A 14,036-nucleotide genomic window follows, 5' to 3' on the forward strand; every position below is an offset into this window, starting at 1 on the left:
CACGGATGGAGACCTTCTACGAGGTGATGCGGCGCCAGGGCATCTCGCGGCGCAGCTTTCTCAAATACTGCTCGCTGACTGCGACCTCGCTGGGCCTGGGCCCGGCCTTCGTGCCGCAGATCGCCCACGCGATGGAGACCAAGCCGCGCACGCCGGTGCTGTGGCTGCACGGGTTGGAGTGCACCTGCTGCTCCGAGAGCTTCATCCGCAGCGCGCACCCGCTGGCCAAGGACGTGGTGCTGTCCATGCTCTCGCTGGACTACGACGACGTGCTGATGGCCGCCGCCGGCCACCAGGCCGAGGCCATCCTCGAAGAGGTGATGACCAAGTACAAGGGCAACTACATCCTGGCCGTGGAGGGCAACCCGCCGCTGAACCAGGACGGCATGAGCTGCATCATCGGCGGCCGGCCCTTCGTGGAGCAGCTCAAGCACGTGGCCAAGGACGCCAAGGCCGTCATCTCCTGGGGCTCCTGCGCCTCGTGGGGCTGCGTGCAGGCGGCCAAGCCCAACCCGACGCGCGCGGTGCCGGTGCACCAGGTCATCACCGACAAGCCCATCATCAAGGTGCCGGGCTGCCCGCCGATCGCCGAGGTAATGACGGGCGTCATCACCTACATGCTGACCTTCGACCGCATCCCAGAGCTCGACCGCCAGGGCCGGCCGAAGATGTTCTACAGCCAGCGCATCCACGACAAGTGCTACCGCCGGCCGCACTTCGACGCCGGGCAGTTCGTCGAGGCCTGGGACGACGAGTCCGCGCGCAAGGGCTACTGCCTCTACAAGGTCGGCTGCAAGGGCCCCACCACCTACAACGCCTGCGCCACCGTGCAGTGGAACGCCGGCACGAGCTTCCCGATCAAGGCCGGCCACGGCTGCATCGGCTGCTCCGAGGACGGCTTCTGGGACAAGGGCTCGTTCTACGAGCGCCTCAGCGGCATCCACCAGTTCGGCATCGAGGCCAACGCCGACAAGGTGGGCATGACCGCCGCCGGCGCCGTGGGCGCGGCCGTGACGGCGCATGCGGCCGTCTCGGCCATCAAGCGCGCCTCCGTCAAGCACGACGCCGCGGCCAACACGCAGCCCTGAACGCTGAGCGCCCGTTCGCCCTGAGCCTGTCGAAGTCCCGCAGCCCCGCCGGCACGCAGGGCTTCGACAGGCTCAGCCCGAACGGGACCCGGAACACCAAGAAAGCCCGCCATGACCAGCTACGCCACCCAAGGCTTCAACCTTGACGACAGCGGCCGCCGCATCGTCGTCGATCCCGTCACCCGCATCGAGGGCCACATGCGATGCGAGGTCAACCTGGACGCCAACAACGTCATCCGCAACGCCGTGTCCACCGGCACCATGTGGCGCGGCCTGGAGGTGATCCTCAAGGGCCGCGACCCGCGTGACGCCTGGGCCTTCGTCGAGCGCATCTGCGGCGTGTGCACCGGCTGCCACGCGCTGGCCTCGGTGCGCGCGGTGGAGGATGCGCTGGGCATCAAGGTTCCCCGCAACGCGCACCTCATCCGCGAGATGATGGCCAAGACGCTGCAGGTGCACGACCACGTCGTCCACTTCTACCACCTGCACGCGCTGGACTGGGTGGACGTGGTCTCGGCCCTGAAGGCCGACCCCAAGAAGACCAGCGAGCTGCAGCAGCTGGTGTCGCCCTCTCACCCGCTGTCCTCGCCGGGCTACTTCCGCGACATCCAGAACCGCCTGAAGAAGTTCGTGGAAAGCGGCCAGCTCGGCCCCTTCATGAACGGCTACTGGGGCAACAAGGCCTACATCCTGCCGGCCGAGGCCAACCTGATGGCCGTGACGCACTACCTGGAGGCGCTGGACCTGCAGAAGGAGTGGGTCAAGATCCACACCATCTTCGGCGGCAAGAACCCGCACCCGAACTACCTCGTGGGCGGCGTGCCCTGCGCCATCAACCTCGACGGCAACGGCGCCGTGGGTGCACCCATCACGATGGACCGCCTGAACTTCATCAAGGCGCGCATCGACGAGATGGTGGAGTTCAACAAGAACGTCTACCTGCCCGACGTGCTGGCCATCGGCACGCTGTACAAGCAGGCCGGCTGGCTGCACGGCGGCGGCCTGGCGGCGACCAACGTCAGCGACTACGGCGAGTACCCCAAGGTCAACTACGACAAGTCGACCGATCAACTGCCCGGCGGCGCGATCCTGGGCGGCAACTGGGACGAGATCCACCCGGTGGACCCGCGCGACCCGGAACAGATCCAGGAGTTCGTCGCCCACAGCTGGTACAAGTACGCCGACGAGTCCAAGGGCCTGCACCCCTGGGACGGCGTCACCGAGCCCAACTTCGAGCTCGGCGCCAGGACCAAGGGCAGCAAGACCAACATCGAGCAGATCGACGAGAGCGCCAAGTACTCGTGGATCAAGGCCCCGCGCTGGCGCGGCCACGCCATGGAGGTGGGCCCGCTGTCGCGCTACATCCTGGCCTACGCCCACGCGAAGAAGGGCAACAAGTACGCGCAGCGCCCCAAGGCGCAGCTGGAGTACGCGGCCGAGATGATCAACAGCGCTTTCCCCAAGGCGCTGGGCCTGCCCACCACCGACTACACGCTCAAGCAGATGCTGCCCTCGACCATCGGCCGCACGCTGGCGCGCTGCCTGGAGAGCCAGTACTGCGGCGAGATGATGGTGGAGGACTGGGGCGACCTGGTCGGCAACATCAAGGCCGGCGACACCGCCACGGCCAACGTCGAGAAGTGGGACCCGGCGACCTGGCCCAAGGAGGCCAAGGGCGTGGGCCTGGTGGCCGCGCCGCGCGGCCAGCTCGGCCACTGGATCCGCATCAAGGACGGCAGGATCGAGAACTACCAGTGCGTGGTGCCCACCACCTGGAACGGCAGCCCGCGCGACGCCAAGGGCCAGATCGGCGCCTTCGAGGCCGCGCTGATCGGCACGCCGATGGTCAACGCGGAGCAGCCGGTGGAGATCCTGCGCACGCTGCACTCCTTCGACCCCTGCCTGGCCTGCTCCACCCACGTGATGAGCGAGGACGGCCGCGAGCTGACCTCGGTGAAGGTGCGCTGACAACTGCGCGACGCAAGGAGAACGACATGAAGACTTCCCGCATCCTGTCGCGCGCCGCTGCCGCGCTGGCCCTGGCCGGCGCCGCCGGCACCGCCGCCGCGCATCCCGGCCACGCCGAGGGCCTGGCCGCCGGCCTGGCGCACCCGTTCCTGGGCCTGGACCACCTGCTGGCCATGCTGGCCGTGGGCCTGTGGTCGGCGCGCGCGCTGCCCGCCGAACGCCGCTGGCAGGGCCCGGCCGTGTTCGTGGCCGCCATGCTGGCCGCGGCGCTGGCCGCGCTGGCCGGCGTGGCGCTGCCGGGCGTGGAGATCGCCATCGCCGCCAGCGTGATGCTGTGCGGCGTGCTCGTGGCCCAGGGCCGCGCGCTGGGCACCAACACCGGCCTGGCACTGGTGGCGCTGGCCGCGCTGGCGCACGGCCTGGCCCACGGCGCCGAGGCGCCGGCCGGCGGCTTCGCGCTCTACGCCGCGGGCTTCGTCGCTGCCACGGCCGCGCTGCACGGCGCCGGCCTGGTGCTGGCGGTGCGCGCGCAACGTCTGCCCGCCCTGGCCTGGACCGTCACCGGCGCCGCGCTGGGTGCCGGCGGCCTGGCGATGCTGGCCGCGCGCATCTGACCTGACTCACGCCAACAAGACCCACGAGGAGACCGCCATGTCCGCCGTCCCCAAGGAGCTGCGCAACCTGCCCGGCGCGGATGCGCACGAGCTGGTGCGGGCCACGCCCATCCGCTCGGTCTACGTGTACGAGGCGCCGGTGCGGCTGTGGCACTGGATGAACGCCCTGTCCATCACGGTGCTGGCCGTCACCGGCTACCTGATCGGCTCGCCGCTGCCGACCATGCCCGGCGAGGCCAGCGACCATTTCCTGATGGGCTACATCCGCTTCGCGCACTTCGCCGCGGGCTACCTGTTCGCCGTCGGCATGCTCGGCCGCGTGTACTGGGCGCTGGTGGGCAACCACCACGCGCGCGAGCTGTTCACGGTGCCGATCTTCAGCAAGGCCTACTGGCTGGACATCGTGATGATGTTCAAGTGGTATGCCTTCCTGATCCCACAGCCCAACCGCTACGTGGGCCACAACCCGCTGGCGCGCTTCGCGATGTTCTTCGTGTTCGTGCTGCTGTCGGTATTCATGATCGTCAGCGGCTTCGCCCTCTACGGCGAGGGCCTGGGCATGGGCTCGTGGGCGGATAAAGCCTTCGGCTGGCTGATCCCGCTGATGGGCCAGTCGCAGGACGTGCACACCTGGCACCACCTGGGGCTGTGGGTGATGGTGATCTTCGTGGTCCTGCACGTCTACGCCGCCATCCGCGAGGACATCATGGGCCGCCAGAGCGTGGTGAGCACCATGGTCTCCGGCTACCGCACCTTCAAGGACTGAGAGGCGCCGCGATGGACACCCGGGCTGTACCGTCCACCGCCGCCGACCCTTGCGCCGAGGGCTACGCGCCCATCGTCGTGCTGGGCATCGGCAACCTGCTCTGGGCCGACGAGGGTTTCGGCATCCGCTGCGTCGAGGCACTGGGGCAGCGCTACGCGTTCGCCGAGCACGTGCAGCTCGTGGACGGCGGCACGCAGGGCCTGTACCTGCTGCACTACGTCCAGGGCGCGAAGCAGCTGCTGATCTTCGACGCCATCGACTACGGGCTGCCCCCGGGCACGCTCAAGGTGATCGAGGACGACGAGGTGCCGCGCTTCCTCGGCGCCAAGAAGATGAGCCTGCACCAGACCGGCTTCCAGGAAGTGCTGTCGCTGGCGCAGCTCACCGGCCACTACCCCGAGCGCGTGCTGCTCGTCGGCTGCCAGCCCGAGGAGCTGGAGGACTACGGCGGCAGCCTGCGTTCGAGCGTGCGCCTGGCGCTGGAGGACGCGCTCGCGCTGGGCCTGCAGGCGCTGCGCGACTGGGGCGCCGAGCCCCGGCCGCGCACGGGCGCGCAGGCCGACGCCGACAGCGGCGTGACGCTGCCCTCGCTGGCGCTGGAGCGCTACGAGGGCGAGCGCCCCAGCGCCGAGGCCGCCTGCCGCGTCGGCGACGCGCGCTTCATTCCCGCGGCGGAGTAGCGCCATGTGCATCGGCATTCCCATGCAGGTGCTCGACGCCCGCGAGCGGCGCGCCCTGGTGTTGGGCCGCGGCGAGCAGCGCGAGATCGACACGGCGCTCGTGGGCGACGTGGCCCCGGGCGAGTGGCTGCTCGTGTTCCTGGACGCCGCGCGCGAGCGCATCGACGCGCAGCGCGCCGCCGAGGTCAACGCCGCGCTGGACCTGCTGGCCGGCGCGCTCGGCGGCCAGTCCCTGTTCGCCGACGACCCCGGCTTCGCGCTGCCCTCGGCCATGAGCGTCCACGAGGTGGCCGCGCTGGCCGGTGCCGGCCCGAAGCCGGATTGAGTTTCACGAGGGGGCTCACCTCCGGTGAGCGCCTCGTCCGCAAATGGAAGTACCTGCCATGACCCAAGCTGCTGTCCCGACGGCTGTCTCCACCGCACCCGCCGAACCCGACACGCCCGGCGTGATCTGCAACCTCGTGGCGCGCCACGGCGCCGAGTGGGTGGACGAGAGCTCGCTCGATGCCTGGGTGGCCGGCGCGGGCGACCGCGTGCTGCTGCTGGCTGGCGACCCGGTGCGCTTTCCCGAGGGGCTGGACGTGGCGGTGGTGCTGCCCGAAGTCCGGCGCGCGCTGGGCGGGCGCTTCTCCATCGGCGTGGCGCGCCGCTCGGCCGAGGCGGCCGTGGCGCGCCACTTTGGCTCCAACCGCTGGCCCTCGCTGGTGTTCGTGCGCGACGGTAGCTACGTCCACACGCTGCCCGGCATGCACGATTGGGACGACTTCGTCACCCGCGTGCACGAGGCGCTGGCACTGCCTCCCTCCCGCATTCCCGGCATCGGCATCGCCGTGGTGAGCGCCGACGCCGGCTCCGCCTGCGCCTCCTGAAGCAAGGACCGCCATGAAGGCCTTTCCCATTCCTGTCGTTCCCTTCGGCCCCGGCAGCCAGGTCGAGGACGAGACGCTGAACTACATGTCCATGCCCCAGGGCATGGACACCTACCGCGCGCCGCCGCTGCCCGAGCCCGAGGAGCTGGCCGGGCACGCGGGCGCGCACGCCGTGCTGCGCGAGACGCTGCGCGCGCTGGAGCTGGTCGGCCGCCAGGGCGGCACGCGCTGCGTGACGCTGGCCGGGCTGGCGGCCGAGGATCTGGCGCTGCTCAACCAGGTGATGGGCGAGGGCGAGGTCAGCGCCCGCGTGCTGCCCGGCGCAGAGGGCGGGCGCGAGGTGCAGGTGCAGGAGTCGGTGTTCGCCGGCGTCTGGCGCGTCACGGTGGTGGACGAGGGCGGCCTGGTGCGCGACCACCTGGAGGTGGGCGCCGTGCCGCAGGTGCTGCGCGACGCCGCGGCGGCGGACTCGGCGCTGTTCATCGCGCCGGCGCTGCCCGATCCGCTGCCGGCCGAGGTGATGAACGCGCCGCAGCTGATCGGGGAGATCGAGGACGCCTCGCGCCGCCGGGTGCCCGGCGCCGAGGCGCACGTGGTGAACCTCACGCTGCTGCCGGTGTCGCCGATGGACATCGCGCTCATCGACCACCGCCTGGGCACGGGCCGGGTGCTGATCCTCTCGCGCGGCTACGGCAACTGCCGCATCACCAACACCGGGCTGCGCCACGGCTGGCGGGTCGTCTACTACAACTCGCAGGACGCGGTGATCCTCAACACCGTCGAGCTCACCGACATGCCGCAGGCCGCCTGCGCGGCGCCCGATGACCTGCAGGACTCGCACGAGCGGCTGCAGGACGTGCTGCGCTGGGTCGAGGGCCTGGAAGACGCGGCCGGCACGCCGCGGAGGCCGTCGTGATGGAAGCCGTCCGTTTCGAAGGCAGCTACCTGGGCGACCGCAGCCGCCTGGCGGCCGAGACCCGGCTGGAATGCAAGATCTGCTGGTGGGTGTACGACCCCGCGCACGGCGACGACACCTGGCAGATCCCGCCCGGCACCGCCTTCACCGCGCTGCCCGCGCACTGGCGCTGCCCGGTGTGCGACGGGGACGCGGAGCAGTTCATGGTGGTGGATTGAGAAGTTGAGCCCACGCCCATGCAGCGCGTAGCCCTCCTCGCCGCCGCCTTCGAGCACATCGCCCGCACCCGCATGGCGGGCGTGCCGCTGCTGCACGCGGCCCTGCGCACCGAGGCCGTGGGCTTCCAGCCGCAGGCCGACGACGACGGGGAGGCGGGGCTGCTGGGCGTGCTCGTCACGCCCTGGTTCATGAACCTGCTGTGGTTGCCCGGCGCGCAGGCGGCGCCGCTGGCCCTGGGCGCGACGCGCCCGCGGCGCCTGGGCGGCGAGACGCTGTCCTTCCTCGGCGGCGAGGAGGACGGCTGCCGCTTCGAGGCCTGCTCGCTGTTCTCTCCCATGTTCGAGTTCGCCGACCAGGCCGCCGCGCGCGCCGTGGCGCTGGCGGCGCTGGAACACCTGCGCCAGCCGCAAACCGCCACCGCCGTCGCCGCTGCGCCCGCCGTGAAGGCCACCCCAGCGCCCGCGGCCCCGGGCGCGCCCACCCGGCGCGGCCTGCTCTTCGGCCGCCGCGCCGCCGAGGCCGCGCGATGACTTCGCTCGACACGCTGAGCGGCCGGCTGGTGCTCAGCCCGGGCCAGCCGCTGCCCAACATCCAGCGCCAGGGCGTGCGCCGCGCCGAGCGGCTCGCGGTGGGCCGTCCCGCCGCGGCCGCGCCCGCGCTGCTGGGCACGCTGTTCACGCTGTGCGGGCATGCGCACACGCTCACCGCCCGGCGCGCCGTCGAGGCCGCGCGCGCGGCGACCGGCACCGCGCTGGCGCCGCCCGCGCTCGCGGACCGGCGCGTGCTGCAGCTGCGCACGGCGCAGGAGCAGCTGCGCCGCCTTCTGGTCGATGCGCCCCCGGTGGCCGGCCTGGCTGGGGCCACGCCCGCCATGCTGCAGCGCTGCCCGCTGTGGCAGCCCGGACCCGATGCCGACGCGGTGCTGGCCTCGCTGCGCGCCTGGATGGAGGAGGACCTGCTCTCCATGCCGCTGCCCGACTGGCTGGCCGCCTGGGAGGCGGACGGTGCCGGCTGGCTCAAGGCCTGGACCGCGCAGGCGCGCAGCCCCGTGGCACGGCTGCTGCGCCGGCTCTGGCCCTGGGGCGCGCCCCTGCGCACGCCGCACCGCGCGCTGCGGCTGGACGCGCACGACGGCTCGGCCGCGGCGCTGGCCGCGCGGCTGGCGGCCGAGGCCCCGCTGCAGGGCGGCGCGGCCGTGCCATATGCCACGGGCCCCTGGTGCCGCGCGCACGGGCGCGACGCGGCCGGCGCGGACAATGCCTGGATGTTGTTTGCCAGCCGCCTGAGTGACCTGGTCCGCCTCGCCAGCCCCGACGGCCCGGCCTCGGGCGCGGACACCCTGTCCAGCGGCGCGCTGAGCGTGGACGAGCGCACCGGCCTGGCCTGGACCGAGACCGCGCGCGGACTGCTGGTGCACCGCATCGCGCTGACGCCGCAGGACAGCGTCGCCGCCTGCCGCGTGGTCTCGCCCACCGACTGGAATTTCGACCCGCACGGCCCCGCCGCCACGGCGCTGCAAGGCGTGCGCGAGCTGCCGGTGCTGCAGTCGCTGGTGCTGGCCTTCGACCCCTGCGTCGCCTGGGAGTCCCACGCGCGCGAACCGAGCGAGGAGGGCGCCCATGCATGAAGTCAGCCTGGCCGGCGGCATCCTGCGCATCGCCGAGGACGCCGCGCGGCGCGAACGCTTCAGCCGCGTGAGCACGCTGCGCCTGGAAGCCGGGCGCTTCGCCGGCGTGGAGGTGCGCGCGCTGCGCTTCGCGCTGGAGACGCTGGCCCCGGGCACCTGCCTGGAAGGCGCACGCATCCACATCGACGAGCCGCCGGGCCGCGCCTGGTGCATGCCCTGCGGCGGCGAGGTGGAGATCCAGCAGCGCACCGACCCCTGCCCCCGCTGCCGCAGCCACCAGCTGCATCCCACCGGCGGCACCGAGCTGCGCGTGGTGGACATGACCGTCCAGGACTGAGCGCCGGCCCCGCCGGGCCGGCCCCATCGAAGTACACAAGGAGATGAACATGTGCGTGGTCTGCGGATGCGCCGACAACGAGGCCCCCGGCAGCAGCACCGCCGCTGCCGTCGAGGGGAGCGCCGTGGCGACCAATGCGCAGGGCGACCTGCACTACGGCGCCGGCGCGGCGCGGGTGTCGGTGCCGGGGATGTCGCAGGAGCGGGCGATCAAGATCGAGACCGATGTGCTGGGCGAGAACAACCGCCTGGCCGCGCTCAACCGCCAGCACTTCCAGAACCACGGCGTCACGGCGCTGAACCTGGTCTCCAGCCCCGGCTCGGGCAAGACCACGCTGCTGTGCGCCACCATCGAGCGGCTGCGCGCGCGCGAGCCGCAGGCGCAGGTGGCGGTGATCGAGGGCGACCAGCAGACCAGCTTCGACGCCGACCGCATCCGCGCCACCGGCGCCCCGGCGATCCAGGTCAACACCGGCAAGGGCTGCCACCTCGACGCCCAGATGGTGGCCGACGCTTTCAAGCGGCTGCCCCTGCACACGCATGCGCACGAGCCGAAGGCGGCGCACGGCGGGCACGGGCACGAACACGCACATGCTCACGGCCATGCGCACACGCACGGGCACGACCACGGGCATGCTCATGACCACGCACACGGCCATGGGCACGATCACCACGGCCACGGCGAGCACCACCATCACCACGGTGACGGCCATGGCCATTCCCACGCACAGCAGATCCTGTTCATCGAGAACGTGGGCAACCTGGTGTGCCCGGCGATGTGGGACCTGGGCGAGGCGGCCAAGGTGGCGGTGCTGTCGGTGACCGAAGGCGAGGACAAGCCGCTGAAGTACCCGGACATGTTCGCCGCCGCGCGGCTGATGCTGATCAACAAGGTGGACCTGCTGCCCTACGTGAGCTTCGACGTGGAGCGCTGCATCGCCTACGCACGGCGCGTGAACCCAGACATCGCGGTGCTGCAGATCTCGGCCACGCGTGGCGACGGCATGGACGCCTGGCTGCACTGGCTGCTGCACGCCGGCGATCCCGCGCCCGTGAGCAAGCGCGAGCTGGCGCTGCAGCAGCGCATTGCCGACCTGGAGCGCGAGCTGCAGAAGTGGCGGGATGGCGCGAGCGGGGCCTGAAGCCCGAAACGCCATGGACACCCCCGTCTCGCTCCCACGCCCGGCCCCGGCCCGCATCCTGGCCGTCGGCGCATGGCTGAAGAATGCCGCGTGCCGCCTGGACGGCACGCGCGTGCTGATGAGCCCGCTGCACGGCGACCTGGACGACCCGGCGGCCTGCGCCGCGCTGGAGGACTCCGTGCAGCGCCTGCTCGCGCTCGGTCCGGTGGACGCCGTGGCGCACGACCTGCATCCCGACTTCCACAGCACCCGGCTGGCGCTGGCGCTGGCGCAGCAGCTGGGCGTGCCGGCCATCGGCATCCAGCACCACCACGCGCACATCGCCGTGGTGCAGGCGGAGCAGGGCATCACCGGTCCGCTGGTGGGCCTGGCGCTGGACGGCGTGGGCCTGGGCACCGATGACAAGCCCTGGGGCGGCGAGCTGCTGCTGGTGCACGGCGCGCACTGGCAGCGCCTGGGCCACCTGCAGCCGCTGGCGCTGCCCGGCGGCGACGCCGCCGCGCGCGAGCCCTGGCGCCTGGCCGCCGCGGTGCTGCACGCGCTGGGCCGCGGCGCGGAGATCCCGCAGCGCCTTGGCCCCGCCGTGGGCGAAGGCGCCGCCAAGCTGGTGGCGACCATGCTGGTGCGCGGCCTGAACTGCCCCGCCTCCACCAGCGCCGGCCGCTGGTTCGATGCCGCCGCCGGGCTGCTGGGCCTGTCGGTGCGCCAGGTGGCGGAGGCCGAGGCCGCCATCGCGCTGGAGCGGCTGGCCACCCACACCGTCACCGCGCTGCCCACGCTGATCGAGGCGCTGGCGCAGGAAGTCCAGCCGCCGCTGGCCGACGCCAACGGCACGCTGGCGCTGCTGCCGCTGCTGGAGCACGTGGCCGCGCGGGGCGACGCCGGCCGGCCGGGCGAGGCTGCGGCGCTGTTCCACGTGCAGCTCGCCGACGCGCTGGCCGGCTGGGCGCAGCGCGCCGCGCGGCAGTACGGATCGCTGCAGGTGGCGCTGGGCGGCGGCTGCTTCTTCAACCGGCTGCTGAGCGCGCGGCTGATGGACACGCTCGCGGCCCTGGGCCTGCCCACGCTGCGGCCCCAGGGCGTGAGCCCTGGCGACGCCGGGCTGGCGCTGGGCCAGGCCTGGGCCGCCGCGCTGCAGTTCGCCGAGCAGCGCCACCCGGCAGCCGTGCCGCCCGAAGCCGCGGCCCTGGCCGCCACGGCCATTGCCGCCGCCTCATCCGCCGCGGCCGCCACCGAATCCGAAAACCCAACCCGGCCCGTGCCGGCGGAGACCTCCCCATGTGCCTAGCTTTACCGGCCCGCGTGGTCAGCCTGCCCGAGGGCGGCATGGACGCCGTGGTGGACCTCGGCGGCGTGCGCAAGACCGTGTCCATCGCCCTGGTGCCGCAGGCGCAGCTGGGCGACTACGTCATCGTCCACGTCGGGCATGCCATCGGGATGATCGACCCCGAGGAAGCCGAGCGCACCCTGGCGCTGTTCGGCGAGCTCGCCGCCCTGGACGACAACACCACGCCCGCGCCATGAAGTACATCGACGAGTTCCGCGACGGCGAGATCGCCCGCAAGATCGCCGCGCGCCTGGCGGCCGAGGCCGACCCGGCACGCGCCTACGCCTTCATGGAGTTCTGCGGCGGCCACACGCACGCCATCTCGCGCTACGGCGTGACGGAGCTGCTGCCGCCCAACGTGCGCATGGTCCACGGCCCGGGCTGCCCGGTGTGCGTGCTGCCCATCGGGCGCATCGACCTCGCCATCCACCTCGCGCTGGAGCGCGGCGCCATCGTCTGCACCTACGGCGACACGATGCGCGTGCCGTCCTCGCCCGCGGCGGGAGGCAGCGAGCCGCTGTCGCTGATGCGCGCCAAGGCGCGCGGCGGCGACATCCGCATGGTCTATTCCGCGGCCGACGTGCTGCAGGTCGCGCGCGCGAACCCGCAGCGCGAGGTGGTGTTCCTGGCCATCGGCTTCGAGACCACCACGCCGCCCACGGCGCTGGCGATCCGCCAGGCGGCCCAGGAAGAACTGAAGAACTTCAGCGTGCTGTGCTGCCACGTGCTCACGCCGGCGGCCATCGCGCACATCCTGAACTCGCCCGAGGTGCGCGACTGGCGCACCGTGCCGCTGGACGGCTTCGTGGGTCCGGCGCACGTGAGCATCGTGATCGGCTCGGCGCCCTATGAAGGCTTCGCGCGCGACTACCGCAAGCCCGTGGTGATCGCCGGCTTCGAGCCGCTGGACGTGATGCAGGCGGTGCTGATGCTGGTGCGCCAGGTCAACGAGGGCCGTGCCGAGGTGGAGAACGAGTTCAGCCGCGCCGTCACGCGCCAGGGCAACGCCGCGGCGCAGGCCGTGGTGGCCGAGGTGTTCGAGCTGCGCGAGAGCTTCGAATGGCGCGGGCTGGGCGAGGTGCCCGACAGCGCGCTCAAGATCCGCCCGGCCTTCGAGCGCTTCGACGCCGAGAAGCGCTTCGGGCTCACGTACCGCCCGGTGCCCGACCACAAGCAGTGCGCCTGCGGCGAGATCCTGCGCGGGGTCAAGCGCCCGACCGACTGCAAGCTCTTCGGCACCGTGTGCACGCCCGAGAGCCCCATGGGCTCGTGCATGGTCTCCTCCGAAGGCGCCTGCGCGGCCCACTACTCCTACGGCCGGTTCCGCGACATCCCGGTCGTGGCGGCCTGAGGGCACAGCAGCCATGAGCACCATCAAGAAGGACTACGTCCGCCCGCTGAACGTGAAGACCGGCCGCGTGGACATGAACCACGGCGCCGGCGGACGCGCCGCCATGCAGCTGATCGAGGAGCTGTTCCTGCCGGCCTTCGACAACCCGTACCTGCGCCAGGGCCACGACGGCGCGGCGCTGCCGCTGCCCGGCGCCGGGCGCCTGGTGCTGGCGACCGACGCGCACGTGATCTCGCCGCTGTTCTTCCCCGGCGGCGACATCGGCGCCCTGAGCGTGCACGGCACCGTCAACGACGTGGCGATGAACGGCGCCACGCCGCTGTACCTCAGCGCCAGCTTCATCCTCGAAGAAGGCTTCCCGCTGGCCGACCTCAAGCGCATCGTGGACTCGATGGGCGCCGCCGCGCGCGAGGCGGGCGTGGCCATCGTCACCGGCGACACCAAGGTGGTCGAGCAGGGCAAGGGCGACGGCGTCTTCATCTCCACCACCGGCGTGGGCGTGGCCGCGCCGGGCGTGGACACCTCGGGCGCCAACGCGCGGCCCGGGGACGTGGTCCTGGTCTCCGGCACCATCGGCGAGCACGGCGTGGCGGTGCTGTCGCAGCGCGAGTCGCTGGCCTTCGAGACGGCCATCGTCTCCGACACCGCGGCGCTGCACGGGCTGGTGGCGGACATGCTGGCGGCGCTGCCGGGGCGCGAGTCGATGCTGCACGTGCTGCGCGACCCCACGCGCGGCGGCCTGGCGACCACGCTCAACGAGATCGCGCGCCAGTCCGGCGTAGGCATGCTGCTGGAGGAGGCCGCCATCCCCGTGCTGCCGCAGGTGGACGCCGCCTGCGAGCTGCTGGGGCTGGACCCGCTCTACGTCGCCAACGAGGGCAAGCTGATCGCGATCTGCGCACCGGAGGCGGCCGACGCGGTGCTGGCCGCCATGCGCGCGCACCCGCGCGGCGCCGGCGCAACCCGCATCGGCACCGTGACCGAGGACCCGCACCGCTTCGTGCAGATGGCGACCAGGCTGGGCGGGCGCCGCGTGGTGGACTGGCTGAGCGGGGAGCAGCTGCCGCGCATCTGTTGAGGCCGCGCCGGTGCCGCCGGCCGGCCAGGGACAATGGCCGCCTTGCCCCGCGCTC

The 14,036-nt window shown here is 72.5% G+C and carries 17 protein-coding genes; all 17 read left to right on the top strand.

Going from position 1 to position 14,036, the window contains the following annotated elements; all coding sequences use genetic code 11:
- Positions 1 to 5 precede the first annotated feature (5 nt).
- The 17 genes from H537_RS0123165 to hypE all read left to right on the top strand — a co-directional run bounded on the left by H537_RS0123165 (position 6) and on the right by hypE (position 13,981).
- Entirely contained in the window at positions 6 to 1,088 is a 1,083-nt protein-coding gene (locus tag H537_RS0123165; protein ID WP_028999750.1) for a hydrogenase small subunit, read from the top strand.
- 111 nt (positions 1,089 to 1,199) lie between these two features.
- Entirely contained in the window at positions 1,200 to 3,056 is a 1,857-nt protein-coding gene (locus H537_RS0123170) for a nickel-dependent hydrogenase large subunit (protein WP_028999751.1), read from the top strand.
- Positions 3,057 to 3,082: 26 nt separating this feature from the next.
- A complete protein-coding gene (locus tag H537_RS0123175; RefSeq protein WP_028999752.1) occupies positions 3,083 to 3,670 on the top strand; it encodes a HupE/UreJ family protein in 588 nt (195 codons plus the stop codon).
- A 37-nt stretch (positions 3,671 to 3,707) separates the two neighbouring features.
- Positions 3,708 to 4,436: a Ni/Fe-hydrogenase, b-type cytochrome subunit gene (gene cybH, locus H537_RS0123180; protein ID WP_028999753.1), complete on the top strand. Its 729-nt coding sequence runs from the start codon at positions 3,708 to 3,710 to the stop codon at positions 4,434 to 4,436.
- 11 nt (positions 4,437 to 4,447) lie between these two features.
- Positions 4,448 to 5,116, top strand: a complete 669-nt coding sequence (locus H537_RS0123185) for a HyaD/HybD family hydrogenase maturation endopeptidase (protein WP_028999754.1) — start codon at positions 4,448 to 4,450, stop codon at positions 5,114 to 5,116.
- A gap of 4 nt (positions 5,117 to 5,120) precedes the next feature.
- Positions 5,121 to 5,441, top strand: a complete 321-nt coding sequence (locus H537_RS0123190) for a HypC/HybG/HupF family hydrogenase formation chaperone (RefSeq protein ID WP_028999755.1) — start codon at positions 5,121 to 5,123, stop codon at positions 5,439 to 5,441.
- A gap of 58 nt (positions 5,442 to 5,499) precedes the next feature.
- Complete coding sequence (locus H537_RS0123195; RefSeq protein WP_238446768.1) at positions 5,500 to 5,985, top strand: thioredoxin domain-containing protein; 486 nt, start codon at positions 5,500 to 5,502, stop codon at positions 5,983 to 5,985.
- Between the two features lie 13 nt (positions 5,986 to 5,998).
- On the top strand, positions 5,999 to 6,901 hold the full coding sequence (locus H537_RS44975) for a hydrogenase expression/formation protein (RefSeq protein WP_051243135.1): 903 nt from the start codon (positions 5,999 to 6,001) through the stop codon (positions 6,899 to 6,901).
- The gene (locus H537_RS0123205) at positions 6,901 to 7,119 is read left to right on the top strand and encodes a rubredoxin (protein ID WP_084150898.1); all 219 of its coding nucleotides are present in this window, start codon (positions 6,901 to 6,903) and stop codon (positions 7,117 to 7,119) included. Before H537_RS44975 ends, H537_RS0123205 begins: the two co-directional genes overlap by 1 nt.
- Before the next feature lie 18 nt (positions 7,120 to 7,137).
- Positions 7,138 to 7,650 (top strand): [NiFe]-hydrogenase assembly chaperone HybE, encoded by a 513-nt coding sequence (gene hybE / locus H537_RS44980; protein ID WP_043459665.1) that lies wholly within the window; start codon positions 7,138 to 7,140, stop codon positions 7,648 to 7,650.
- The gene (locus tag H537_RS49615) at positions 7,647 to 8,747 is read left to right on the top strand and encodes a hypothetical protein (RefSeq protein ID WP_028999758.1); all 1,101 of its coding nucleotides are present in this window, start codon (positions 7,647 to 7,649) and stop codon (positions 8,745 to 8,747) included. Before hybE ends, H537_RS49615 begins: the two co-directional genes overlap by 4 nt.
- Entirely contained in the window at positions 8,740 to 9,084 is a 345-nt protein-coding gene (hypA, locus tag H537_RS0123220) for a hydrogenase maturation nickel metallochaperone HypA (protein WP_028999759.1), read from the top strand. Before H537_RS49615 ends, hypA begins: the two co-directional genes overlap by 8 nt.
- Before the next feature lie 49 nt (positions 9,085 to 9,133).
- Positions 9,134 to 10,225 carry a hydrogenase nickel incorporation protein HypB gene (gene hypB / locus H537_RS0123225; protein ID WP_028999760.1) on the top strand — a complete coding sequence of 364 codons (1,092 nt, stop codon included), beginning with the start codon at positions 9,134 to 9,136 and terminating at the stop codon, positions 10,223 to 10,225.
- A gap of 13 nt (positions 10,226 to 10,238) precedes the next feature.
- Positions 10,239 to 11,513: a Kae1-like domain-containing protein gene (locus H537_RS44990; protein WP_064736027.1), complete on the top strand. Its 1,275-nt coding sequence runs from the start codon at positions 10,239 to 10,241 to the stop codon at positions 11,511 to 11,513.
- On the top strand, positions 11,504 to 11,749 hold the full coding sequence (locus tag H537_RS0123235; RefSeq protein ID WP_028999761.1) for a HypC/HybG/HupF family hydrogenase formation chaperone: 246 nt from the start codon (positions 11,504 to 11,506) through the stop codon (positions 11,747 to 11,749). The genes H537_RS44990 and H537_RS0123235 overlap by 10 nt, the downstream gene beginning before the upstream one ends.
- A complete protein-coding gene (hypD, locus tag H537_RS0123240; protein ID WP_028999762.1) occupies positions 11,746 to 12,903 on the top strand; it encodes a hydrogenase formation protein HypD in 1,158 nt (385 codons plus the stop codon). Before H537_RS0123235 ends, hypD begins: the two co-directional genes overlap by 4 nt.
- Before the next feature lie 13 nt (positions 12,904 to 12,916).
- Positions 12,917 to 13,981, top strand: a complete 1,065-nt coding sequence (gene hypE, locus H537_RS0123245; protein WP_028999763.1) for a hydrogenase expression/formation protein HypE — start codon at positions 12,917 to 12,919, stop codon at positions 13,979 to 13,981.
- The last annotated feature ends 55 nt before the right edge of the window (positions 13,982 to 14,036 follow it).

The organism is Azohydromonas australica DSM 1124, assembly GCF_000430725.1.
In the GTDB taxonomy this organism is placed as follows: Bacteria; Pseudomonadota; Gammaproteobacteria; order Burkholderiales; family Burkholderiaceae_C; genus Azohydromonas; species Azohydromonas australica.